At 68.3% G+C, this 24,568-nt stretch carries 20 protein-coding genes and 1 pseudogene; 11 read left to right on the top strand and 10 right to left on the bottom strand.

The window, feature by feature from the left end; genetic code table 11:
• Positions 1-38: 38 nt before the first annotated feature.
• Positions 39-2,435 carry a DUF6049 family protein gene (locus tag SSQG_RS19365; protein WP_003991497.1) on the bottom strand — a complete coding sequence of 799 codons (2,397 nt, stop codon included), beginning with the start codon at positions 2,433-2,435 and terminating at the stop codon, positions 39-41.
• 258 nt (positions 2,436-2,693) lie between these two features.
• On the opposite strand from SSQG_RS19365, the gene SSQG_RS19360 reads away from it, so the two are divergent.
• On the top strand, positions 2,694-4,139 hold the full coding sequence (locus SSQG_RS19360) for a CCA tRNA nucleotidyltransferase (protein WP_003991496.1): 1,446 nt from the start codon (positions 2,694-2,696) through the stop codon (positions 4,137-4,139).
• A gap of 110 nt (positions 4,140-4,249) precedes the next feature.
• Here SSQG_RS19360 and SSQG_RS19355 read toward each other — a convergent pair whose 3' ends face one another.
• From SSQG_RS19355 to SSQG_RS19340, 4 genes are all read right to left on the bottom strand, one after another.
• Positions 4,250-4,762 carry an LppU/SCO3897 family protein gene (locus tag SSQG_RS19355; protein WP_003991495.1) on the bottom strand — a complete coding sequence of 171 codons (513 nt, stop codon included), beginning with the start codon at positions 4,760-4,762 and terminating at the stop codon, positions 4,250-4,252.
• Positions 4,763-4,886: 124 nt separating this feature from the next.
• Positions 4,887-6,149, bottom strand: coding sequence for an MFS transporter (locus tag SSQG_RS19350; protein ID WP_003991494.1), 1,263 nt, complete (start codon positions 6,147-6,149; stop codon positions 4,887-4,889).
• An 89-nt stretch (positions 6,150-6,238) separates the two neighbouring features.
• Positions 6,239-7,321 carry an inositol-3-phosphate synthase gene (locus tag SSQG_RS19345; RefSeq protein ID WP_003991493.1) on the bottom strand — a complete coding sequence of 361 codons (1,083 nt, stop codon included), beginning with the start codon at positions 7,319-7,321 and terminating at the stop codon, positions 6,239-6,241.
• 43 nt (positions 7,322-7,364) lie between these two features.
• A complete protein-coding gene (locus SSQG_RS19340) occupies positions 7,365-8,039 on the bottom strand; it encodes a PadR family transcriptional regulator (RefSeq protein ID WP_003991492.1) in 675 nt (224 codons plus the stop codon).
• 403 nt (positions 8,040-8,442) lie between these two features.
• On the opposite strand from SSQG_RS19340, the gene SSQG_RS19335 reads away from it, so the two are divergent.
• On the top strand, positions 8,443-11,088 hold the full coding sequence (locus tag SSQG_RS19335; RefSeq protein ID WP_003991491.1) for a transglycosylase domain-containing protein: 2,646 nt from the start codon (positions 8,443-8,445) through the stop codon (positions 11,086-11,088).
• A gap of 120 nt (positions 11,089-11,208) precedes the next feature.
• A complete protein-coding gene (locus SSQG_RS19330) occupies positions 11,209-12,717 on the top strand; it encodes a glycosyltransferase family 87 protein (RefSeq protein WP_003991490.1) in 1,509 nt (502 codons plus the stop codon).
• A gap of 104 nt (positions 12,718-12,821) precedes the next feature.
• Here the strand turns inward: SSQG_RS19330 and SSQG_RS19325 are convergent, their stop codons facing one another.
• The 3 genes from SSQG_RS19325 to SSQG_RS19315 form a co-directional block, all read right to left on the bottom strand.
• Positions 12,822-13,853, bottom strand: a complete 1,032-nt coding sequence (locus SSQG_RS19325) for an alanine racemase (RefSeq protein WP_003991489.1) — start codon at positions 13,851-13,853, stop codon at positions 12,822-12,824.
• A 98-nt stretch (positions 13,854-13,951) separates the two neighbouring features.
• On the bottom strand, positions 13,952-15,073 hold the full coding sequence (gene femX / locus SSQG_RS19320; protein WP_003991488.1) for a peptidoglycan bridge formation glycyltransferase FemX: 1,122 nt from the start codon (positions 15,071-15,073) through the stop codon (positions 13,952-13,954).
• Positions 15,074-15,241: 168 nt separating this feature from the next.
• A complete protein-coding gene (locus SSQG_RS19315) occupies positions 15,242-15,559 on the bottom strand; it encodes a hypothetical protein (protein WP_003991487.1) in 318 nt (105 codons plus the stop codon).
• A gap of 263 nt (positions 15,560-15,822) precedes the next feature.
• Here SSQG_RS19315 and rpsF point away from each other — a divergent pair, with 263 nt between their 5' ends.
• From rpsF to rplI, 4 genes are all read left to right on the top strand, one after another.
• Positions 15,823-16,113: a 30S ribosomal protein S6 gene (gene rpsF, locus SSQG_RS19310; RefSeq protein ID WP_003991486.1), complete on the top strand. Its 291-nt coding sequence runs from the start codon at positions 15,823-15,825 to the stop codon at positions 16,111-16,113.
• 78 nt (positions 16,114-16,191) lie between these two features.
• Complete coding sequence (locus SSQG_RS19305) at positions 16,192-16,779, top strand: single-stranded DNA-binding protein (RefSeq protein WP_003991485.1); 588 nt, start codon at positions 16,192-16,194, stop codon at positions 16,777-16,779.
• A 45-nt stretch (positions 16,780-16,824) separates the two neighbouring features.
• The gene (gene rpsR, locus SSQG_RS19300; RefSeq protein WP_003949403.1) at positions 16,825-17,061 is read left to right on the top strand and encodes a 30S ribosomal protein S18; all 237 of its coding nucleotides are present in this window, start codon (positions 16,825-16,827) and stop codon (positions 17,059-17,061) included.
• Positions 17,062-17,079: 18 nt separating this feature from the next.
• Positions 17,080-17,526: a 50S ribosomal protein L9 gene (gene rplI / locus SSQG_RS19295; RefSeq protein ID WP_003991484.1), complete on the top strand. Its 447-nt coding sequence runs from the start codon at positions 17,080-17,082 to the stop codon at positions 17,524-17,526.
• 122 nt (positions 17,527-17,648) lie between these two features.
• On the opposite strand, the gene SSQG_RS19290 is transcribed toward rplI, so the two are convergent.
• Complete coding sequence (locus SSQG_RS19290) at positions 17,649-18,986, bottom strand: MATE family efflux transporter (RefSeq protein ID WP_039933128.1); 1,338 nt, start codon at positions 18,984-18,986, stop codon at positions 17,649-17,651.
• 460 nt (positions 18,987-19,446) lie between these two features.
• Here SSQG_RS19290 and dnaB point away from each other — a divergent pair, with 460 nt between their 5' ends.
• Positions 19,447-20,925 carry a replicative DNA helicase gene (gene dnaB, locus SSQG_RS19285; RefSeq protein ID WP_003991482.1) on the top strand — a complete coding sequence of 493 codons (1,479 nt, stop codon included), beginning with the start codon at positions 19,447-19,449 and terminating at the stop codon, positions 20,923-20,925.
• A 15-nt stretch (positions 20,926-20,940) separates the two neighbouring features.
• Here the strand turns inward: dnaB and SSQG_RS19280 are convergent, their stop codons facing one another.
• The gene (locus SSQG_RS19280; RefSeq protein ID WP_003991481.1) at positions 20,941-22,056 is read right to left on the bottom strand and encodes an FAD-dependent oxidoreductase; all 1,116 of its coding nucleotides are present in this window, start codon (positions 22,054-22,056) and stop codon (positions 20,941-20,943) included.
• 71 nt (positions 22,057-22,127) lie between these two features.
• Between SSQG_RS19280 and SSQG_RS19275 the strand changes: the two genes are divergently transcribed.
• The 3 genes and pseudogenes from SSQG_RS19275 to recO all read left to right on the top strand — a co-directional run.
• Positions 22,128-22,811: a TetR/AcrR family transcriptional regulator gene (locus SSQG_RS19275; protein WP_039935198.1), complete on the top strand. Its 684-nt coding sequence runs from the start codon at positions 22,128-22,130 to the stop codon at positions 22,809-22,811.
• A 77-nt stretch (positions 22,812-22,888) separates the two neighbouring features.
• Entirely contained in the window at positions 22,889-24,274 is a 1,386-nt protein-coding gene (locus SSQG_RS19270; protein WP_003991479.1) for a serine hydrolase domain-containing protein, read from the top strand.
• A gap of 16 nt (positions 24,275-24,290) precedes the next feature.
• Positions 24,291-24,530: pseudogene (gene recO / locus SSQG_RS19265) on the top strand (DNA repair protein RecO); the annotation flags it as partial.
• Positions 24,531-24,568 lie beyond the last annotated feature (38 nt).

The following is a 24,568-nucleotide window of genomic DNA, read 5'->3' as shown; positions in this document are numbered from 1 at the left end:
CCCCACCTCATCGTCCCCGGCCCACCGGCCACGACATCTCAACGGTCCACTCTCTCACCCGGGCCGGACGGGTCTGCGTTTTCCGCCGCGGTGTCCGGGGCCGGGTCACTCGGCTGCTCGGGGGCCTCTGCCCGTGGGTCGGACTCGGACTCCTTCTCGAGACGTTCGCCAGGGGCGTCCGGGTTCTGTGCGGCGCCGACCTGGCCGTCGGCGCTGTCGTCCGCCTCGGCGGCGTCGTCCTCGGCGGTCTCGCGGGCGGCGGCGCGCTTGCGCTGGGTGTACATCCGGAAGCCGGCGAGGACCAGGAGCAGGACGCCGCCGCCGATGACCAGCATCACGGTGGCGGTGACCTCGGTGACCTTCACGTCGAAGGTGACGGGGGCGCCGTACTTCTGGCCGTCTTCGGTGTACAGCTGGGCGACCACTTCAGCCCGGCCGTTGGCGTTGGCGGACGTGGCGAACTTCACCGACTGGCTGTGGCCGCCGTTGACGGTGACGGGCTGCTCATCGTAGGCGTCGCCACCGATCTTGAGCCGGGTCGGGTTCTTCGACGTGAGCCGCAGTCTCAGGTGCTCGACGCCCTGGACCAGGTTGTTCTGGACGGTCACGGGGATCGTGGCGCTGCGGCCGGAGAGCTTGGTCTCCGACTTCTCGATCAGCTTGACCCCGTCGATGAGCCCGTCGAGGTACGACTCGATGCCGTCGCGGTACCCCACCGCCGCGATGCCGTGGCCGCGCCACGAGGCGGACATCTCGCGGTTCATGGCCCGCCCGAAGGGGGTGACCACGCGGGACTGGCGGGTGAGCACCACCTTGAACTTGTCGAGCTTGTTCTGCGTCCTGGCGATCTGCTCGAAGGCGGCCCGCGGCAGTTCCTGCTTGCGCAGCGAGGGCGGGTAGGCGGAGGCCGAAGGCACCTTCGTGTTGGCCGACGGGTCCGGCTTGGCCTTCGCGGCTGCCGCCAGGTCCTGCGACTCGGACCAGTTCCCGAGCTGGAGGGCCTTGAGTGCCTCGGCCATGGCCTGTGCCTGGTGCACGGTGGGCATGCGCTGCGGTGCGACGACCACGCTGCGCTGTTTGCCGGTCTGCAGGCCCAGGGTCAGGCTCTGGGCCAGGAAGCGCTGCTCGGCGAGCGTGGACGCGGAGGCCCTCGTCAGGTCGCCCTGGAACGCCGTGGACATCCTGGAGTCCGCGACGACCGCCGTGGTGCCGCCGCCGATGGGCCGGGCCGCGGAGGGCGTGTACGACAGGTCGTCCTGGAGGCTGTCGCTGCGGGCGATCACCTTGTCGGCGCCCGCGGAGGTCGCGACCTTCATGATCGACGGGTCGACGGCTCCGTTCACCGGCCACGCGAAGTCCGTGGACGGTTTCACGTGGAGGATGGTCGGGATCGTGTTGTCGACGACGTCAGTGGCTTCCTTGAGGTGACTCAGCGTGCCGGTGACGTTCGTTCCGTTGTGGGCGACGGAGGCGAGGTCGGGGTCGCCGTACGGCAGGGCGACGACCTCCTTGCCCGTGACAGCCTGCTGGAGCTCGGCCAGCCAGCGGTTGGCGGCCGCCTGATGGGTGCCGGCGGTGTTGGTGCCGTCTGCGCCGCGCACCTGGTAGCTCTTCGTCATCGCGTCGACGGACGCCAGCAGATCCGGGTCGATCACCCAGGTGATGTCGAGCTCCTTGCCCAGCGACACCATCTGGTCGAGGCGGCCGCCCGGGGAGATCTCCTTGGCGAGCTCGTCATCACGGAAGATCGGCGTCTGCTGTTCGTTCGACCCCGTCTCGGCCGCCATGTGGGCCGAGGAGACGAGCGGCCACAGGAACGTGGTCTTCGTCTTGGTGCCGGCCTCCTCCGGCTGCCACGGCAGGAACGTGCGCTGGACGCCGAGGACCCGGTCGAAGGGCTGTGCGGAGGTTCCTCCGGAGAGCGCGACGGCCAGTTGGTAGACGCCGTTCGCACCGAGGTCCAGCTCGTCGGCCGGCACGGAGATGTTGAAGGGCTCCGCGACGCCGGGGGTGAGCTTGGGGAACTTCTCGCTGTACTTGCCGCCGACCGCCTCGCCGAGGGGGCCCTGGACGTCGTCGCTCTTCTTGGCGAGGGTGTCGATGCCCGAGCGGGTGTCGAGCGCCGGCCCCACCCGTAGGTCGACGTGGGCGTCGGTGACGGCTTGCTTGCCGTTGTTGGTGACCGTGCCCGCCACCGTCACCGTGTCACTCTCTGTGGGGGCGCTGGGACTGAGCGAGTCGACCGCGACGGACACCGAGCCCGCGCCGGAGGCTGCCTGCGGGGCCTCCTGTCCGGCCGCGTCCGCCGGGGCAGCGGCGGGCAGCTGGAGGAGTCCGGCCAGCAGGGGCGCACCGGCGAGCAGTGCCCCGGTGCGCCGTAGCCACCGGCGGGCAGGTGAGGCACTGGTCCCCTGGAAGTCTGCCGCCTCGGCCACGCGCTCGTCCGTCCCTAGTCGTCGTCAGTGGTCGTCGGAATGTGCGTCCACGCATGGTAACGATGCGCGCTGAGGGGAAGTGCCGCGGTCCGTTCCACAAGATCGCGGCCCGGCATTCCGCTGTCTGGTATGTCGCCCTATGGGCTCGGGTGGTTCCTTGCATCGCAAGCGCAGCTCTTGTGCGCGTATTGACGGACGTGTCCGCATGCGTACAAAGGGGGAGCTCCGGGGCGCCCGGGCCACGTACCCTCTTCAGTTGTGCCGAACGCCAACGAAGAAATGTCCAGTGTCCTGAGCCAGGTGCAGCACCGCGCGGTGAACGAACTGCTGCGGGTCGCGCCTGTCGCCGACGACCTCGCCCGCCGCTTCCAGGAGGCCGGGTTCTCACTCGCCTTGGTCGGCGGCTCGGTCCGGGACGCGCTGCTGGGCCGGCTCGGCAACGACCTGGACTTCACGACCGATGCCCGGCCCCAGGACGTACTGAAGATCGTCCGCCCGTGGGCGGACGCCGTCTGGGAGGTCGGGATCGCCTTCGGCACGGTCGGTGCCCACAAGGGCGGCTACCAGATCGAGGTGACCACGTACCGGTCCGAGGCGTACGACCGGACCTCCCGCAAGCCCGAGGTGTCGTACGGCGACTCCATCGAGGAGGACCTCGTCCGCCGTGACTTCACGGTGAACGCGATGGCCGTGGCACTGCCGGAGAAGGAGTTCATCGACCCGCACGGCGGGCTCGAAGACCTCGCGTCGCGCGTGCTGCGCACCCCCGGCACCCCGGAGGAGTCTTTCTCGGACGACCCGCTGCGGATGATGCGGGCCGCGCGCTTCGCGGCTCAGCTCGACTTCGAGGTCGCTCCCGAGGTCGTCGCGGCGATGGAGGGGATGGCCGGACGCATCGAGATCGTCTCGGCCGAGCGGGTGCGGGACGAGCTGAACAAGCTGATCCTGTCCCCGCACCCGCGCAAGGGGCTGACGCTTCTCGTGGAGACCGGCCTCGCCGATCGGGTCCTGCCCGAGCTGCCGGCTCTGCGTCTGGAGCGTGACGAGCACCACCGGCACAAGGACGTCTACGACCACACGCTGATCGTCCTGGAGCAGGCGATGGCGTTGGAGGGCGACGGTCCTGACCTGACGCTGCGCCTGGCCGCCCTGCTGCACGACATCGGCAAGCCGCGCACCCGCCGTTTCGAGAAGGACGGCAGGGTCTCGTTCCACCACCACGAGGTGGTCGGAGCCAAGATGACCAAGAAGCGTATGGCGGCGCTCAAGTACTCCAACGAGCTGGTGAAGGACGTCTCCCGTCTGGTCGAGCTCCACCTGCGCTTCCACGGCTACGGCACGGGCGAATGGACGGACTCCGCGGTGCGCCGCTACGTCCGCGACGCCGGCCCGCTCCTCGACCGTCTCCACAAGTTGACCCGCTCGGACTGCACCACGCGCAACAAGCGCAAGGCTGCCGCCCTCTCGCGTGCCTACGACGGGCTGGAGGAGCGGATCGCGAGCCTTCAGGAGGAGGAGGAGCTGGACTCGATCCGCCCGGACCTCGACGGCAACCAGATCATGGAGATCCTCGGTGTCGGGCCCGGTCCGGTCATCGGCCGCGCGTACAAGCACATGCTGGAGCTGCGGCTGGAGAACGGGCCGATGGAGCCCGACGCCGCGGTGACCGCGCTCAAGGAGTGGTGGGCCGAGCAGGAGAGCTGAGGCTGTCGAACGGGGTCATGTTTCACGTGAAACATGACCCCGCGGGAGACAGATCGAAACGACGGAGGGGCGGTGTTTCACGTGAAACACCGCCCCTCCGCGTGCCTGCCTTACTGCTTGTAGTCCTTCAGGCAGAGCAGGAAGTCCTTGCCGTCACCGCTCTCGGTGTACGTGTACTGGAAGTCCTTGGCCTCGGACTCGCACTTGCTCGACGCCAGTGTCTCCGTGAGGTAGGCACCCTCGATCTTCGCCAGCACCTTGTACTGGGCCTTCGCGTCACTGCATTCGACGACCTCGAGGTCAGGGTTGCTGTCGTTGGTGCTGCCGCGGTGCATGCAGTCGCCGACGGCCGCCGTCTTGGCGTCGTCCCGGCTGGCTATGTAACCGCCGATGGCCATACCAGCCACGGCGATGACGACCACGATGTTCTTGATGGTCTTGAAGCTGAGCTTGCGACCGGACGGCTGCGGCGGAACCGGAGCGTACGGAGCCGCGCCCTGGGGCGGGAAGCCGGGCTGGCCGGGCTGCTGGGGGTAGCCGCCCTGCGGCGGGTACGGAGCCTGGGGCTGACCTGCGGGCTGGGCCTGCGCGAACGGATTGCCCTGGGGCGGCGGAGTGGTCACTTGGGGGTCCCCCTAGAACATGGATGAGTGACGCGAACATGTCGCGAGATAAGACCCACGTAAGTTATCGGTCACCACTGACAAGCCAGTAGTCAGGAGTGGCTCTGTGTCATTGATGTGACACTTACTGGCGCCCAAACCGGAACATAGCCACAGCTACTGTTGCGTAGATAACGGCGATCGTGATCACCAGCGGCGCCGATCGGCCGTCCGGTGGCAGCATCAGGGCGGCCACGGCCGCGGCTCCCACGAAGGCGGCGTTGAAAAGGACGTCGTAGACGGAGAAGATCCGGCCACGGAAGCCGTCCTCGACGGAGGACTGGATGATGGTGTCCGTGGCGATCTTCGCGCCCTGAGTGGTCAACCCCAGAACGAAGGCCGCGGCCAGCAGTGGAGCGGTGGCGAACGGGAGCCCGAGAGCGGGCTCCAGCAGCGCGGCGGCCCCCGCGCACACGACGATCCAGCGGCCCGGCCCGAGCCTGCCCGCGAACCAGGGCGTCACCACGGCCGCCGCGAAGAAGCCGGCGCCCGAGACACCCAACGCCAGCCCCAGCAGGGCGAGTCCGTCGTCCGTCGTCGAGGTGAGCGCGTACCGGCAGAGCATCAGCAGCATCACCAGCAGCGCGCCGTAGCAGAATCGCATCAGCGCCATCGCCGCCAGCGCCCAGGCGGCCTCCCGGCGCTGTGGCGCGGCCAGATGACGTACGCCTGCCAGCAGGTCGCGAGCGGTGCCCGTGAGAGCGGCCCCGAGCCGCTCGCGCACCAAGTTCTGGTCGGGGCCCAGGAGTTCCCGGGCCATGCTCAGTGTCGCCAGGGCCGCGCACAGGTACAGCCAGGCTCCCACGAGCACCACGGCGGCGTCGGAGTCCGCCACCACCAGGCGGACGACGAAGGCGAGCCCGCCGCCCGCGGTCGCCGCCAGGGTCCCGGCGGTCGGGGACAGGGAGTTGGCGATGACGAGGCGCTCGGTGTCGACCACGCGCGGCAGGGCCGCGGACAGGCCGGCGAGTACGAACCGGTTGACCGCGGTGACGCACAGGGCGGAGACGTAGAAGAGCCAGTCCGGAGCCGGACTGAGGATCAGCAGGGCCGTCGCGGAAGCCAGCAGGGCGCGCAGCAGGCTGCCGTAGAGCAGGACCTGACGGCGCCGCCAGCGGTCCAGCAGGACACCGGCGAAGGGGCCGACGAGGGAGTACGGGAGCAGCAGCACCGCCATCGCGGAGGCGACCGCGGCCGCGGAGGTCTGCTTCTCCGGTGAGAAGACGACGTACGCGGCGAGTGCGACCTGGTAGACACCGTCGGCGCCCTGGGAGATCAGCCGCACGGCGAGCAGGCGCCGGAAGCCCTGGAAACGCAACAGGACGCGCAGGTCACGGACGACGGCCATGGGGCACAGCCTCACATACGGGGAGGGTCCCCGGGTCATGCGACCCGGGGACCCTCACAGCCCTGGCAGGAGCGACTCGTTGTGGCGCGTCAGCGCTCGACCTCGCCCTTGATGAACTTCTCGACGTTCTCGCGGGCCTCGTCGTCGAAGTACTGCACGGGCGGGGACTTCATGAAGTAGCTCGACGCCGAGAGGATGGGGCCGCCGATGCCGCGGTCCTTGGCGATCTTGGCGGCGCGCAGGGCGTCGATGATGACGCCGGCGGAGTTCGGGGAGTCCCAGACCTCCAGCTTGTACTCCAGGTTCAGCGGGACGTCACCGAAGGCGCGGCCCTCGAGGCGGACGTAGGCCCACTTGCGGTCGTCCAGCCAGGCCACGTAGTCGGACGGGCCGATGTGGACATTGCCCTCGCCCAGTTCGCGGTCGCGGATCTGGGAGGTGACGGCCTGCGTCTTGGAGATCTTCTTCGACTCGAGGCGGTCGCGCTCGAGCATGTTCTTGAAGTCCATGTTGCCGCCGACGTTGAGCTGCATCGTGCGGTCCAGGACGACGCCCCGGTCCTCGAACAGCTTCGCCATGACGCGGTGCGTGATGGTGGCGCCGACCTGCGACTTGATGTCGTCGCCGACGATCGGGACGCCCGCCTCGGTGAACTTGTCCGCCCACTCCTTGGTACCGGCGATGAAGACCGGAAGGGCGTTGACGAAGGCGACCTTGGCGTCGATGGCGCACTGGGCGTAGAACTTCGCCGCGTCCTCGGAGCCCACGGGCAGGTAGCAGACCAGGACGTCGATCTGCTTGTCCTTGAGGACCTGGACGACGTCGACCGGCTCCTCGGCGGACTCCTCGATGGTCTCGCGGTAGTACCGGCCGAGTCCGTCGAGGGTGTGGCCGCGCTGGACCGTCACGCCGGTGCTGGGCACATCGCAGATCTTGATGGTGTTGTTCTCGGAGGCGCCGATGGCGTCCGCGAGGTCGAGGCCGACCTTCTTGGCGTCCACGTCGAACGCGGCGACGAACTCGACGTCGCGGACGTGGTAGTCGCCGAACTGGACGTGCATCAGGCCCGGCACCTTGGACGCCGGGTCGGCGTCCTTGTAGTACTCGACTCCCTGAACCAGCGATGCGGCGCAGTTGCCCACACCGACGATGGCTACGCGAACCGAACCCATTCCGGTTGCTCCCTGTGTGTACGAGTGAGGCCCTTGAGGGGTCTCACGTGGCGGTGTCGTCGGGCGTATCCGGACGGGGGTCGCCCCCCGGCCGGGGCAGGCCGCCCGACGCTCCAGATGTGGTGTCACGCGAAGCGGGCTCTCCCGTGGCGGAACCCTTCAGGTCCCGCCCCGCCCGCTCGCTCTCGATGAGCTCGTTCAGCCAGCGCACCTCGCGCTCCACGGACTCCATCCCGTGGCGCTGGAGCTCAAGCGTGTAGTCGTCGAGTCGCTCGCGGGTCCGGTGCAGGGAGATGCGCATCTTCTCCAGGCGCTCCTCCAGCCGGCTGCGCCGGCCCTCCAGAACGCGCATGCGGACATCGCGTGAGGTTTGCCCGAAGAATGCGAAACGGGCCGCGAAGGTTTCGTCCTCGTACGCGTCGGGCCCGGTCTGCGAGAGCAGCTGCTCGAAGTGCTCCTTACCCTCCGCCGTCAGCCGGTAGACGATCTTGGCGCGGCGGCCGGTGAGGGGCGCGGTCTCGGCGTCGTGCGTCGGTTCCTCGATCAGCCAGCCGTTGGCGACCAGCGTCTTGAGGCAGGGGTAGAGCGTCCCGTAGCTGAACGCACGGAACACACCCAGTGACGTGTTGAGCCGTTTGCGCAGCTCATAGCCGTGCATCGGAGATTCGCGGAGCAGGCCGAGTACGGCGAACTCGAGGATCCCGGAACGCCGGCTCATCGTCGCCTCCTCTCTGCCGCGGTGCCCGTCCCCCGGACCGACGTCTCGGACCGATGTGTCGAGCGGATGTATCGACTCGATACATCTCGACGATAGAACGGCCTTCCGGATGCGACAAGAGGGGGTGTGGTGAACGGGGTCACATCACCGATTCATCGGACACGAGTTGCCTGATTTGAGGTGAACTTCGGTCCTCGGGAGGTTTTGGCGGTGCGTAGTCTGTGCGCCATGACCATCGCCGGGAACCGAGTGACGCCTGAGAGCGTCGTCGTCTTCGGTGTAGTACGGGTGCACGCGGGACCGATGAATGCGGAGCCGACCGCATCCGTACTTCGGGGGGACCGGAAACCAGCCGCCGTTTCCAGGCGCGCAAGGGTGCGCCTGCCCGAGGAGTAGTCGTTCGATGAGCGAGCACCGTCGCAAACCGCCGCAGCCGCAGGAAGGCGGACGTGCCGCGGCCCGACGCGGCCAGTCCGGTTCGTCCTCCGGCCGCCGCGCGGCACCGCGAGGCGCCACCGGGTCTCCGTCCGACTCCTATGGGTCGGACTCCTACGGCTCGGGGGGTGAGGAGCGTGCGTACGGCGGCCGTGCCGAGGCCCGGCGTGCGGCGCAGAGAAATGCGGGCGGCCGCCGCAGAGCGGCCGAACCGGGCCGTGGCGGCCGACGCGCCGCTCCCGGCGGGCCGAACGGGCCCGGACGGGGCAAAGCCGGCGCGGTCATGTATGACAAGAAGCGGCTGATCGACTACCCGCGGGCCGGCAAGTACGGCTGGCGCCGCTGGATGCCGTCCTGGAAGCTCGTGTCCGGCCTGTGCGTCGGCTTCCTCGGCGGCCTGGTGGCCGTGGCGGGCATCGGCTACGCCATGGTGGGCGTGCCCAACGAGGAGAACGCGGCGGCCCTGTCGCAGAACAACGTCTACTACTGGGCCGACGGCAGCCAGATGGTGGCGTCGGGCAGCGGCCAGAACCGGCAGAACGTCACGATCGACCGGATTCCCAAGGCCATGCAGTGGGCCGTGATCTCGGCCGAGAACAAGAGCTTCTACCAGGACTCCGGCGTCGACCCCATGGGTATCGCCCGGGCTCTGGCGAACATGGCCCGGGGCGGCGACACGCAGGGTGGTTCTACGATCACCCAGCAGTTCGTCAAGAACACCTACCTGAGCCAGGAACAGACGGTCACCCGTAAGTTCAAGGAAATGTTCATCTCCATCAAGGTGGGCACCAAGCTCTCCAAGCCGGAGATCCTCCAGGGCTACCTGAACACCTCGTACTACGGCCGTGGCGCTTACGGCATCCAGGCGGCCGCCCAGGCCTACTACGGCAAGGAAGCGAAGGACCTCACGCCGGGCGAGTGCGCCGTCCTGGCCGCGCTGCTCAAGGGTCCGACCTACTACGACCCGGCGGGCAACGAGGGCATCGACCCCACGGCGACCCGCGAGGCCAACCGCAAGCGTTCCGAGGCCCGTTGGGGCTGGATCCTCGAGCAGATGCACAACGACAAGAGGATCACGGACAAGCAGTACCAGGACGCCATCAAGAAGTACCCCATGCCTCAGGAACGCAAGGCGACCAAGGGCATGAGCGGCCAGATCGGCTACCTGGCGGACACGGCCAAGAAGTACGTCCTGAACCACTCCGACATCACGGAGAAGCAGTTCGACCAGGGCGGCTACCAGATCAAGACGACCTTCCAGAAGGACAAGGTCGAAGCGCTGTCCAAGGCGGTCAAGAAGGTCGAGAAGGAGAAGCTCGACCCGGAGAAGCGTGAGCTGGACAAGCACGTCCAGTTCGGTGCGGCGTCGGTGAAGCCCAAGGACGGCGCGATCGTCGCGCTCTACGGCGGCGCCGGCTACAACAACGGCCACTTCAACAACAACGCGGACACCGCCGGTGTCCCCGTCGGTTCGACCTGGAAGCCGTTCGTGCTCGCCGCCGCCATGGAGCACGGCACCTACCGGAGTGACGGCCCGCTCTCGCCGCTCAGCAAGTACAACGGCAACGACCACCTCAAGGTCAGGAACAACGACGGCTCCTACGTCCTGAAGAAGGACAACACGCCGTTCTTCCAGGAGAACGAGAGCGACCGCCCCTGGGGCTACATCTCCTTGCGCAAGGCGATGGAGCAGTCCGTCAACACCCCGTTCGTGCAGCTCGGTATGGACGTGGGGATGAGGAACGTGCGGGACGTGGCCGAGAAGGCGGGCATCCTGGACGCCAGCTTCGCCACGCTCAACCCGTCGTTCGCGCTCGGCACGTCGACTCCCAGCGCGATCCGCATGGCCGACGCCTACGCGACCTTCGCCGCCGCCGGCAAGCAGGCCGCTCCGTACTCGGTGACGAGCGTCAAGTCCAACGGGCGGGAGGTTCCCGGCTTCGAGAAGCCGAGGATCACGCAGGCGATGCCCGAGAACGTGGCGAACAACGTCACGAACGTTCTGGAGAACGTCGTCCAGAACGGTACGGGTAAGAACGCCCTGGCCCTGGGCCGTACGGCGGCCGGCAAGACCGGTACCACGGACGAGAACAAGTCGGCCTGGTTCGTCGGCTACACCCAGCAGCTGTCGACCTCGGTCGCGATGTTCCGTGAGGACCCCAAGAGCGCCAAGCTGCTCTCCATGAACGGCACGGCGGGTGAGGAATCCATCCACGGTGGTGACACTCCCACCCAGGTGTGGACCGAGTACATGAAGGCCGCGCTGAGGGGCGAGACCGACCTCGGCTTCCCGGCGGCCGAGAAGATCGGCACGATCCAGGACGAGCTGGGCGCTCCGACGCCGAAGCCGACGCCGAAGCCGACGCCCAGCGAGACCGTGACCGAGTCGCCGAGCGCGACGCCCAGCGAGAGCTCGTCCCCGTCGCCGTCGCCGACCGACACCTGCGGGTTCTTCGGCTGCGAGAAAGACGGTGGCACGGACAACGGTGGCGTGAACAACGGCGGCACGGACGGAGGGGTGACCTCCTCGCCCACACCGACCGAGACCAACGTGGACGGCGGTAACAGCAGAGGTAATGGCAACGGAGGCCTCTTCGGAGGCCCCGGCGGATAGCCGACCGATCGCCCGGCTTGGGTGTTTCACGTGAAACGCGAGGATGTTTCACGTGAAACATGGGCCGCCGCACCACCTGGTGCGGCGGCCCTCGGTGTTTTGACAGACGCGTACGGCAGGATGTGCGGCATGGCCAGTGCAGAATCGACGCAGACGAGCGTCCACGAGCCGGACCCGGTGCGGCCGACCCAGGAGGACGGCGTCGCCGCGGCCGGCAGCGAGCTGATCGGTGGCCCGCTCGGGCGGCGTGCCCTCCTCGGGGCGTCCTGGTGGACTCCCGTGCGGGTGATCGCGCTGGTGGCGATCGGCATGTTCGCCCTCGGACTGGTCCAGAAGGCGCCCTGCTACAACGGCGCCTGGTTCTTCGGTGCCAGCTCGCAGTACACGCATGCGTGCTACTCGGACATCCCGCACCTCTACCAGGGGCGGGGATTCGCCGACGGGCTCGTGCCGTACTTCGACAAGCTCCCCGGTGACATGCAGTACCTGGAGTATCCGGTGCTGACCGGTGTCTTCATGGAGGTCGCCTCATGGCTCACGCCCGGCAGCGGCACCATCCAGGACCAGGAGCAGTGGTACTGGATGGTCAATGCCGGGATGCTCATGGCGTGTGCGGCCGTCATCGCCGTCTGCGTGACCCGTACCCATGCCCGGCGTCCCTGGGACGGACTGCTGGTCGCCCTCGCGCCTGCCTTCGCGCTGACCGCGACCATCAACTGGGACCTGCTGGCGGTCGCTCTGACGGCCGCGGCGATGCTGATGTGGTCGCGTGGCCGCTCCCTCGCGTTCGGCGTTCTGCTGGGGCTCGCCACGGCTGCCAAGCTCTATCCGTTCCTGATCCTCGGGCCGCTGCTCGTGCTGTGCTGGCGGGCGGGCAAGTGGCGTGAGTTCGGGACAGCCCTGGGAGGCGCGGTCGCCGCCTGGATCGTGGTGAACGGGCCGGTCATGCTGTTCGCCTTCGAGGGCTGGTCGAAGTTCTACACGTTCAGCCAGGAGCGGGGCGTGGACTTCGGTTCCTTCTGGCTGATCCTGGGCCAGAACTCGGACGACCCGCTCAGCACCGACACCGTCAACACGCTCGCCACACTGCTGATGCTGGCGTGCTGCGCGGTTGTCGCGGTGCTCGGGCTGACCGCCCCGCGGCGCCCGCGGTTCGCCCAGCTCGCCTTCCTGATCGTCGCGGCGTTCATCCTCACCAACAAGGTCTACTCGCCGCAGTACGTCCTGTGGCTGGTGCCCCTGGCCGCCCTCGCCCGGCCGAAGTGGCGGGACTTCCTGATCTGGCAGACCTGCGAGGTGGCGTACTTCCTGGGCATCTGGCTGTACCTCGCGTACACGACCAGTGGAGACGCCCACAAGGGACTGCCCACCGACGGTTACCACTGGGCCATCGGCCTGCACCTGCTGGGCACGCTGTATCTCTGCGTCATGATCGTGCGGGACATCTTCATGCCGGAGCGGGATCCGGTGCGCAGGTCCGGGGACGACGATCCCTCGGGCGGAGTGCTCGACGGCGCCGAGGACGTCTTCGTCGTCGGTCCCGCTGCCCGTCGGCGGCACGAGGTCGCCCAGTTCGACGGACCTCCGGTCGAGTGGGGCAAGCAGGGCGCGACAGGTCGTTCGCTCTGAGCGAACGACGCCGAGAGGTCGTCCAAGGGACGCGAAAGGCCGTACACGGAGAACCGTGTACGGCCTTTTCGCTGTGTCGCGCCGACGTGCTGTGCGCGTGACGCTCAGCGGTCCATGATGCGGTCGAACTGCGTGGTGGTGTGCCGCAGATGGGCCACCAGTTCTTCGCCGACCTTCGGCTCAGGCGCGTCCGAGGGCACGAACAGGATCGACACCTGCATGTGCGGCGGCTCGGCGAACCAGCGCTGCTTACCGCCCCAGACGAACGGAGAAAGGTTCCGGTTGACCGTCGCGAGGCCGGCACGGGCGACGCCCTTGGCACGCGGCATGACGCCGTGCAGCGCCTTGGGGGCCTCCAGCCCCACCCCGTGCGACGTACCGCCCGCCACGACCACCAGGAAGCCGTCGGAGGCCGCCTTCTGCTGCCGGTAGCCGAAGCGCTCCCCCTTGGTGACGCGCGAGACGTCCAGGACCGCGCCGCGGTACTCGGTGGCCTCGTGGTCCCCCAGCCACAGGCGTGTGCCGATGCGGGCACGGAACCGGGTCTGCGGGAACTGCTGCTGGAGCCGGACGAGTTCCTCGGCCTTGAGGTGGCTGACGAACATGGTGTGCAGCGGCAGCCGGGCCGCACGCAGCCGGTCCATCCAGCCGATGACCTCCTCGACCGCGTCCGAGCCGTCGGTGCGGTCCAGCGGCAGGTGGATGGCGAAGCCCTCCAGGCGGACGTTCTCGATGGCGGCGTGCAGCTGGGGCAGGTCCTGCTCGCTGATGCCGTGCCGCTTCATCGAGGACATCACCTCGATCACCACACGGGCACCGACGAGGCCGTACACACCGTCTATCGACGAGACCGAGCGGATGACCCGGTCCGGCAGCGGCACCGGCTCCTCGCCGCGCCGGTACGGCGTCAGCACCAGCAGGTCACCGCCGAACCAGTCCTTGATCCGGGCGGCCTCGTACGTGGTGCCGACGGCGAGGACGTCCGAGCCCAGGCGCGTGGCCTCCTCCGCCAGCCGCTCGTGCCCGAAGCCGTAGCCGTTGCCCTTGCAGACCGGCACGAGACCGGGGAACTGCTCCTGCACGTGCTTGTGGTGCGCCCGCCAGCGCGCGGTGTCGACGTAGAGCGTGAGCGCCATGGCCGGACCTGGAACCTTTCTCGTGGTTGCGGTGTATTCAGCGGTTGCCGTGTGTCAGTGGTTGCCGTGTCAGAGGTATGGAAGCACTGAACGTGACGTCAGCGGCGCGACATGTAGATGTCGAGCGCCTTGTGCAGCAGCTTGTTCAGCGGGAAGTCCCACTCGCCGAGGTACTCGGCGGCCTGGCCGCCCGTGCCCACCTTGAACTGGATCAGGCCGAAGAGGTGGTCGGTCTCGTCCAGCGAGTCGGAGATGCCGCGCAGGTCGTAGGCGGTGGCGCCGAGCGCGTAGGCGTCGCGCAGCATCCGCCACTGCATCGCGTTCGAGGGCCGCACCTCACGGCCGATGTTGTCGGAGGCGCCGTAGGAGTACCAGACGTGCCCGCCGACGATCAGCATGGTCGCCGCCGACAGGTTCACGCCGTTGTGACGGGCGAAGTACAGCCGCATGCGGTTGGGGTCCTCGGTGTTGAGGGCCGTCCACATGCGCTGGAAGTACGACAGCGGACGCGGCCGGAAGTGGTCGCGCACCGCCGTGATCTCGTACAGCCGCTGCCATTCCTCGAGGTCCTGGTAGCCGCCCTGGACGACCTCGACACCGGCCTTCTCGGCTTTCTTGATGTTGCGGCGCCACAGCTGGTTGAAGTTCTTGTGGACCTCTTCGAGGGAGCGGTTGGCCAGCGGCACCTGGAAGACATAGCGGGGCTGGACGTCGCCGAAGCCGGCCCCGCCGTCCTCGCCCTGCTGCCACCCCATGCGGCGCAGCTTGTCGGCCACCTCGAAAGCACGCGGCTCGATGTGATCGGCTTCGATGTCGCGCAGGCGCTTGACGTCCGGGTTCTGGATGCCCTGCTTGATGGAGGAGGCCTCCCAGCGCCGGATGATCACCGGCGGCCCCATCTTCACGGAGAAGGCACCCTGCTGCTTCAGGTGCGCCAGCATCGGCTCGATCCAGTCCTGCAGATTCGGCGCGAACCAGTTGATGACCGGGCCCTCGGGCAGGTAGGCGAGGTAGCGCTTGATCTTGGGCAGCTGCCGGTAGAGGACCAGGCCGGCGCCGACCATCTCGCCGGTCCTGTCGTCGAACCAGCCAAGGTTCTCGGAACGCCATTCCGCCTTGACATCAGCCCAGGCCGGGACCTGCATGTGGCTCGCGGACGGCAGGCTCTGGATGTAGGCCAGATGCTGCTCGCGGCTGATGGTCCTCAGGGTCAGGCTCATTTCGGGGCGCTCCTCGGGCTGGTGTGTCCCCATGGGGTCAGGGGCTCCGGCTCTCGCGCGAAGCCTACTGCGCCTTGGGAGCGCGCCGGTTGGGCGTACGGCACCTTCGCCCCGGCCCGTGGGCGGCCGGGGCGTCACACGATGTTCAGGAGTGAGGTGTCCCTGGCGTCAGTCGACGAGACCGCCGAACAGGCCGCCGTGCGCCATGCCCAGGAAGAACCCGACACCTGCTGCGCCGAGGCCGAGGATCAGTCCGAAGCGCTCACGGGTCGTCTCCGAGATCCACTGGCCGTATGCCCCGGTGAGAATGCCCACCAGGCCGGTCCAGGAGCTGAGCAGGTGCAGGTCGTCGTCGACGAGTGCCGAGATGAACGACGTGACGCCCAGCACCAGAGTCACCGCGAGAAAGGTGGCCTGGAGGGGGTGGGGCTTTCCGTCCGTGGCGAAGAGGCCGCCGGCGGTGTTGGGTCGCAATGCCTGTGCCATAGGGCACCTCCTGCGAGAGTCGGCGCACTGTAGCGCCATACACACCCGATGTGTACAGATTGGCTGCCCTCGCGGCCGGATTTCAACCGCAAGCCGCTGTGCGGGTACTCTGTACCGTCGCACCGGTGTCTCCCCATGTCACGGCAGAGGCGTTCTCGACGGAACCCCGACTGTCAGTGGTGGCCGATACCGTTGCCTACGCATCACAACCCTCCTGCCACGGAACGACCGTGGCCGCTGAGTCCAAAGGAGGTGGGTTCCACATGCGTCACTACGAGGTGATGGTCATCCTCGACCCCGATGTCGAGGAGCGCGCTGTCTCTCCGCTGATCGAGAACTTCCTTTCCGTCGTCCGTGATGGCGGCGGCAAGGTCGAGAAGGTCGACACCTGGGGCCGTCGTCGTCTCGCGTACGAGATCAAGAAGAAGCCCGAGGGCATCTACTCGGTCATCGACCTGCAGGCCGAGCCTGCGGTCGTCAAGGAGCTCGACCGCCAGATGAACCTGAACGAGTCGGTCCTCCGGACCAAGGTCCTCCGCCCCGAGACCCACTGAGCTCTCCCGCTCAGCTGATCCCGGGATTCGAGTAGCAGCAACAAGCAGCCAGCAGCAAACCCGCCGAGAGGTTCCCCCATGGCAGGCGAGACCGTCATCACGGTCGTCGGCAATCTTGTCGACGACCCCGAGCTGCGCTTCACCCCTTCCGGTGCGGCGGTCGCGAAGTTCCGTGTCGCGTCCACTCCCCGCACCTTCGACCGCCAGACGAACGAGTGGAAGGACGGCGAGAGCCTCTTCCTGACCTGCTCGGTCTGGCGTCAGGCGGCGGAGAACGTCGCCGAGTCGCTCCAGCGAGGCATGCGCGTCATCGTGCAGGGCCGGCTGAAGCAGCGGTCCTACGAGGACCGTGAGGGTGTCAAGCGCACGGTCTACGAGCTGGACGTCGAGGAAGTCGGCGCCAGCCTGCGCAACGCCACGGCCAAGGTCACCAAGACCACTGGTCGCGGTGGCCAGGGTGGTTACGGCGGCGGTGGCGGCCAGGGCGGTGGCCAGGGTGGCGGCGGCTGGGGCGGCGGCCCCGGTGGCGGCCAGCAGGGCGGCGCTCCCGCCGACGACCCGTGGGCGACCGGCGCTCCCGCCGGTGGCCAGCAGGGCGGTGGCGGCGGCTGGGGTGGAAACTCCGGCGGCGGTGGCGGCGGCTACTCGGACGAGCCCCCCTTCTAAGGGCGGGTTCGCACCCACACTTCTTGATCACACAGGAGATACACCATGGCGAAGCCGCCTGTGCGCAAGCCGAAGAAGAAGGTCTGCGCATTCTGCAAGGACAAGGTCACGTACGTGGACTACAAGGACACGAACATGCTGCGGAAGTTCATTTCCGACCGCGGCAAGATCCGTGCCCGCCGCGTGACCGGCAACTGCACGCAGCACCAGCGTGACGTCGCCACGGCCGTGAAGAACAGCCGTGAGATGGCGCTGCTGCCCTACACGTCCACCGCGCGCTAAGGAAAGGGTGACCGACTCATGAAGATCATCCTTACCCACGAGGTCTCCGGCCTCGGTGCCGCTGGCGACGTCGTCGACGTCAAGGACGGTTACGCTCGCAACTACCTCATCCCGCGGAAGTTCGCGATCCGCTGGACCAAGGGTGGCGAGAAGGACGTCGAGCAGATCCGTCGTGCTCGCAAGATCCACGAGATCCAGACCATCGAGCAGGCCAACCAGGTGAAGGCCCAGCTCGAGGGCGTCAAGGTCCGCCTGGCCGTCCGCGCCGGCGACGCCGGTCGCCTCTTCGGTTCCGTTACCCCGGCCGACATCGCCTCGGCGATCAAGGCTGCCGGTGGCCCCGAGGTCGACAAGCGCCGCATCGAGGTCGGTACGCCGATCAAGTCGCTGGGCGCCCACCAGACGTCCGTGCGTCTGCACCCCGAGGTTGACGCCAAGGTCAGCATCGAGGTCGTCGCGGCCTGAGTGTCGCGCTCGCTCAAGCAGTGAGCGATGGGGCCGCATCCTTCGGGATGCGGCCCCATCGTCGTTTGTGTTTCACGTGAAACACGGTGTTTCACGTGAAACGGTCTGGCCGAGCCGGGCAGTCAGCGGGTCGCGCCCGTCACGATCCAGCGGCCGGATCGGGTCCTGGTCCACAAGGTCAGCATCCGCACCGTCATCATCAGCGTCATGGTGGCCCACAGGGCGGTGAGCCCACCGCCCAGCACCGGAACCAGCAGGGCGACCGGGGTGAAGACCGCCAGGGTGAGCAGCATCGCCCAAGCCAGATAGGGGCCGTCACCGGCTCCCATCAGCACTCCGTCCAGGACGAAGACGATGCCGGAGATCGGCTGTGAGAGCGCGACGATCACAAGGGCGGGCAGCGCCGCGTCCTTGACCGCGGAGTCACTGGTGAACAGCGGGAGGAACACCGGTCGGGTGAGGACCACCAGGACGCCGAGGACGACGCCGACGGCGATACCCCACTCCACCATGCGACGACACGCGTCCCGAGCGCCCTGTGTGTCACCGGCTCCGAGGTAGCGCCCGATGATGGCCTGCCCCGCGATGGCGATGGCGTCGAGAGCGAAAGCGAGCAGGCTCCACAGGGACAAGATGATCTGGTGAGCGGCGATGTCGGCATCCCCGAGACGGGCGGCGACCGCTGTGGCGATCAACAGGACCGCTCGTAGGGAGAGGGTGCGTACCAGCAGGGGGACACCGGCCTGCGCGGAGGCCCTGATCCCGGCGGCGTCCGGGCGTAGTGAGGCACCGTGCTTGCGCGCACCGCGCAGCACCACCGCGAGGTAGACCGCGGCCATGCCACACTGCGCGATGACGGTGCCCCAGGCGGAACCGGCGATGCCGAGGCCGGCACCGTAGACGAGCCCTGCGTTGAGGGCACCGTTTGCGACGAAGCCGGCGACGGCGACGTAGAGCGGAGTCTTCGTGTCCTGGAGACCGCGCAGCAGGCCGGTCGCGGCGAGGACGACGAGCATGGCCGGTATGCCGAGTACGGAGATGCGCAGATACGTGGTCGCGTAGGGGGCCGCCGCCTCCGAGGCGCCGAACAGATCCACGAGGGCGGGCGCCGTAGGCAGGGCGACGGCGACGACGGCGGCTCCGAGGAGCAGTGCCAGCCAGATACCGTCCATGCCCTGGCGGATGGCGGCCTGGAGATCGCCCGCACCGACACGACGGGCCACCGCCGCCGTCGTGGCGTAGGCGAGGAAGACGAAGACGCTGACGGCAGTCATCAGTAGGGCCGAGGCGACGCCGAGACCGGCGAGCTGAGCCGTGCCCAGATGGCCGACGATGGCGGTGTCGGCCATGAGGAAGAGGGGTTCGGCGACGAGGGCGCCGAAGGCCGGCACGGCCAGCGAGACGATCTCTCGGTCGTGCTGTCTCCGGCCAACTGGGCGGCGCGCGGGGGCCTGTGTCATGTGCACCAATCTAATCGTCCACAGGTAAGAGATGCAAAGCCTTTGCGGCCCTTACTTCGCGCGCTGCGGTGCGTACTGCTGTGCACCATTCGAAGCGATCTTGGGCCGGGTGGGGAAGTTTTTCTTCTGCACAGCCCGTGGACGGCAAAACAGCAGGTCAGAGCGGTTTCCTTGCGTGGGTTGCGTGCTTGTTCACAGGACTGTCCACCGGCTCATGCACAGGTTTCGAGGAGTTCTCCACAGCATTGGGGCCGTCGTCCACATGGCCTGTGGATAACCAGATTGGCTGACGGTGCCGACGGGCCTAACGTGGTCCGGCGCCCGCTCCGTCCGCCGGCTTCCAAAGCACCATAAACCCGGCGCCCATCCACCGGAGTTGGGCCTCTCATTTGTCAGTGCCGTGCCGTAGAAAAGAGGGGCACGGCGAGGTCTGCTGCGGCGGACGGGAGGAGGTGGCTCGGTGAGCATTTCCGAGCCCTTGGACGACCCGTGGGCCGACAGCGGACCCAGTGATCGTCTGCCCGCCGCCCGCCGACGCGGCGACGGAGCCCGTGGCCGCGACGAGCAGCACGAGCGCGGCAGGGACGACGGTACGTGGGACGGCGGCAGCCCGGCGTTCGAGCGGGTACCGCCGCAGGACATCGATGCCGAGCAGTCCGTCCTCGGCGGCATGCTCCTGTCCAAGGACGCCATCGCCGACGTCGTGGAGATCCTCAAGGGCCACGACTTCTACAAGCCGGCCCACGAGACGATCTACCAGGCCGTCCTCGACGTCTACGCCAAGGGCGAGCCGGCCGACCCCATCACGATCGCCGCCGAACTCACCAAGCGCGGCGAGATCAACAAGGTCGGCGGGGCCTCGTATCTGCACACCCTCGTCCAGACGGTCCCCACGGCGGCCAACGCCGCCTACTACGCGGAGATCGTCCACGAGCGAGCCGTCCTGCGCCGCCTGGTCGAGGCCGGAACGCGCATCACGCAGATGGGATACGCGGCCGACGACGACGTCGACGAGATCGTCAACCGCGCCCAGGCGGAGGTCTACGCGGTCACCGAGCAGCGCACCAGCGAGGACTACCTGCCGCTCGGCGACATCATGGAGGGCGCGCTCGACGAGATCGAGGCGATCGGCTCGCGCAGCGGTGAGATGACCGGCGTGCCCACGGGGTTCACGGACTTCGACTCGCTCACCAACGGCCTGCACCCGGGCCAGATGATCGTCATCGCCGCGCGTCCGGCCATGGGTAAGTCCACGCTCGCGCTCGACTTCGCGCGGGCCTGCTCGATCAAGAACAACCTGCCGAGTGTGATCTTCTCGCTCGAGATGGGGCGCAACGAGATCGCGATGCGTCTGCTGTCCGCCGAGGCCCGTGTCGCCCTGCACCACATGCGGTCCGGCACGATGACGGACGAGGACTGGACGCGTCTGGCCCGGCGGATGCCGGACGTCTCGGCGGCCCCGCTCTACATCGACGACTCCCCGAACCTGTCGATGATGGAGATCCGCGCCAAGTGCCGCCGCCTCAAGCAGCGCAACGACCTCAGGCTGGTGGTCATCGACTACCTCCAGCTGATGCAGTCCGGTGGATCCAAGCGGGCCGAGAGCCGTCAGCAGGAGGTCTCGGACATGTCCCGTAACCTCAAGCTGCTGGCCAAGGAGCTGGAGATCCCGGTCATCGCGCTCTCCCAGCTGAACCGTGGCCCCGAACAGCGCACGGACAAGAAGCCGATGGTCTCCGACCTGCGTGAGTCGGGTTCCATCGAGCAGGACGCCGACATGGTCATCCTGCTGCACCGCGAGGACGCCTACGAGAAGGAGTCGCCGCGTGCGGGCGAGGCAGACCTGATCGTGGCCAAGCACCGAAACGGCCCGACGGCGACGATCACGGTGGCTTTCCAGGGTCACTACTCACGCTTCGTGGACATGGCGCAGACCTGATCCGGCCCCCCTGTCTCAGACTCCGTCAGGTTGGAAGAAGGCCAGCATTTTCCGGGCGGCGTCCGGCGACGTCAGCAGTTCCTGTATCTCCGCGGACATCCGGGCGGCAGCGCTGGTGCGTTCGAACATCTCGCGTTCGTACTCCTGGACGGCGGCGGGGAAGTCGTCCGGGTGCGCGGCCAGCGCGAGACCGAGCAGGGCTCCGTCGAGCAGCGCCATGTTGGCGCCCTCTCCCACCGGCGGCATCAGGTGCGCGGCATCACCGAGCAGCGTGACGCCTGGCGTCGACGGCCAGGTCAGGCCGACCGGGAGAGTGGTGATCGGCCGCGGCACGACCGTGTCGTCGCAGGCTTCGATCAGCGCGGTGAACCGTGAGTCCCAGCCGGGGAGCAGGTCGATCAGCCGCGCTCGGGCGGCGGCCGGGTCGTCGAAAGGGATCCCGCTGGTGGCGAACCAGTCCTCGGCGGTGTTGTAGAAGCTGAGGCCGATGCGAACGCGGCCGTCGCCGTTGCGCTGCGCCGCCAGGGACAGCCCGTCGCCGAGCACCCAGTAGTTGCCGCGCCCCACCATCGTCGCGAGGTCGGGGTGCGTGCGGTCGATGTCGGGAATGCCGAGCTCGACGACGTTCTGGCCTATATGCGCAGGGCGGGCGTCGGTGAGCAGCGTGCGAACCCGGGACTGCGCGCCGTCCGCTCCGACCAGCAGGTCGTAGGTCGCGCTGCTGCCGTCGGCGAAGTGCAACAGGCCGTTGTCGGCGGATGTGAACGCGTGCCCCCAGCGCACCACGTCGTCGGGGAGGGAGTCCAGCAGCAGGTTGCGCAGATCGGCGCGGTCGACCTCGGGTCGGTCGAGCGGGGCGTCGTCGGGCGTGTCCTCCTGGAGGAGCAGGGTGCCGTCCGGCTCGAGAAGGCGCATGTCCTGGCCTGCACCACGGGCAATCGCGTGGAACTGGTCGATCAGACCGGCCTCGCGCAGCGCCCGCTGGCCGGAGTGGATGTCGAGCATGCCGCCCTGACCGCGCGCGCCGCGTGACGATTCACGTTCGTACACGACGGAGTCCACACCGTTCACGTGCAGCACACGGGCGAGAGCCAGGCCGCCGAGGCCGGCTCCGACGATGGCAATGGTCATGGTTGCCTCCCCCTTCGATACACCGTACTGGACGATACACTGTATCGCCCGATGCGATGTATCGTCAGGGCATGTTGATCTGGGAGAGGCCGGAGCCACCGAATCGGCCCGTGCCGGCCCCGTTGAGCCGGGACAGGATCGTGCAAGCGGCGATCCAGCTGGCTGACGCGGACGGCCTGGATGCGGTGTCGCTGCGCAAGGTCGCCACCGCGCTGGATGTCCGCCCGATGCGGTTGTACGGCTATATCGCCAGCAAGGAGGAGTTGCTCGACCTGATGGTCGACGCCGCCCATGCCGGGATCCGTCCGGTCGGAGACGGCTGGCGGGAGGTGCTCCGGTCCCTTGCCGAAGCCACGCGGCACGCCGCTCACGAGCACGAATGGCTCGCCGATCTCCTGGGTGGCCGACCCCAGCTCGGGCCGCACGCGCTGGCCAGTGGAGAGACCGTGGTGGCCGCACTTGGCGACGTGGACCTGGACGACGTCATGCCGATGGTCGCCGCAGTCAACGCGTACGTGATCGGCGCGGTGCGTCGGGAGATCGCCGAGCGGCGTGCCGAGCGGGCCACCGGGATGGACGAGAGGCGTTGGCAGGCCTCCCTCGGGCCCTATCTGGAGCGGACCTTCGCCACCGGCCGATTCCCCGCGCTGGCCACTGTGGTGCGCGATGCCGCCCACCTGGACGCCGACCACACCTTCCGGATCGGCCTCGACTTCCTGCTCGACGGCATCGAAGCCCGTATCGCACGAAGCTGAGACCCACAGGTCGCCGGCGCGACGCCCGCTTTGAATGTGCTCGACGCGGAGCTGTCGGGCCGGGTGGACTGGGGCCCATGACGACATCTCAGGAAGAGCTGCTCCCCGGTACGCGTCGGGCGCTGCTGCACCGGATCGCCGTGGCACAGGCCGAAGGGCGGGCGCCGTCGCTCGTCGCGGCGGTCGTGCGGGACGGGAAGACGGTGTGGACGGGCGCGCGGACCTCCGTGGAGGGGCATGCGCCGGACGAGAACGTGCAGTACCGGATCGGCTCGATCACCAAGACCTTCACGGCGGTTCTGGTCCTGCGGCTGCGCGACGAGGGCGCACTGGATCTAGGTGATCCCCTGGAGAAGCATGTGCCGGGCACCGGCGTGGGGCAGGCGACGGTGGCCGAACTGCTCGCGCACACAGGAGGGCTGGCGGCCGAGACGCCGGGGCCGTGGTGGGAGCGGAGCCCCGGGTCCCTGCGGCCCGAACTCGACGACGTGCTGGGCGAGCGGCCCCTGCTGTCCCCGCCCGGCCGCCGGTTCCACTATTCGAATCCGGGTTACGCGCTGCTCGGCGCACTCATCGAGAAGTTGCGTGGTGCCTCCTGGGAGGAGGTCCTTCGGCGCGACGTGCTTGAACCTCTGGGTCTGCACCGCACGAGCGTGCGGCCGCAGATGCCGCATGCCGGAGGCTGGGCGGTGCACCCGTGGGCCGATGTGATGCTCCCCGAGCCCATCGAGGATCTGGGGCGGATGGCTCCGGCCGGCCAACTGTGGTCGACCACGGGAGACTTGGCGACGTTCGCGGCCTTTCTGGTCAACGGCGACGAGCGGGTGCTGAGCACCGAGTCGCTGCGGGAGATGAGGACGCCGGCCGCTCCCCATGAGGCGGGGGACGTGGCGAGCGGCTACGCCTACTGCCTGGGCATGGAGATCCGGCGCCGGAACGGACGGTCCCTCGTCGGCCACACCGGTTCCCTGCCCGGCTTCCTCGCGTGCCTCATGATCAGTGTCGAGGACGACGTGGCGGCGGTCGCCCTGGCCAACAGCACGTCCGGGCCACTGCTGTTCCCGGTCGCCGCCGATCTGGTCCGCATCGTCTCCGAGGCGGAACCGCGCATCCCTGCCCCGTGGAAGCCTGCGACGGATGTCGACCCGTCGCTGCTGGAGCTGACGGGGCAGTGGTACTGGGGGACACACGTCTTCGCCCTGCGGCTGATGGCCGACGGGCTCGTCTCGCTGGGGCCGCTGTCGGGCAGCGGTCGGCGCAGCCGCTTCCGCCCGAACGGTGACGGCACGTGGACAGGGGTGGAGGGCTACTACGCCGGCGAGCTCCTGAAGGCCGTACGACGGCCGGACGGATCCGTGAGCCATCTGGACCTCGGGTCGTTCGTGTTCACGCGTCAGCCGTACGACGAGGGTGCTCCTGTGCCCGGCGGAGTCGACCCGGAGGGTTGGCGCGGCATCGGGTAGCCGGCTGCGTGGGAGCCCCAACCGGTTCTTCTCGGTCGCGTCGGGCGGTTCCGTCTGCGTGGACTGCCGGGTGCCCGGCAGCGTCGTACCCTCGCCCCAGGCCCTGGAACTCCTCGGCGCCCTGCTCACGGGAGACTGGGAGACCGCGGACGCGTGCGAGGCGCGGTACGTCCGGGAGGGCAGCGGGCTGGTGTCCGCGTATCTGCACTGGCACATGGAGCGCGGGCTGCGCTCCCTGCGCTACGTCGAGAAGTAGGCCCGTACAGAAGCAAGCCCGTACAGAAGTAAGCAAGC

Origin of the sequence: Streptomyces viridochromogenes DSM 40736, assembly GCF_000158955.1 — a bacterium.
GTDB classification, from domain to species: domain Bacteria; phylum Actinomycetota; class Actinomycetes; order Streptomycetales; family Streptomycetaceae; genus Streptomyces; species Streptomyces venetus.
Note: the sequence above shows the minus strand (reverse complement) of the source record. Positions and strands in the feature narration are given on the sequence as shown.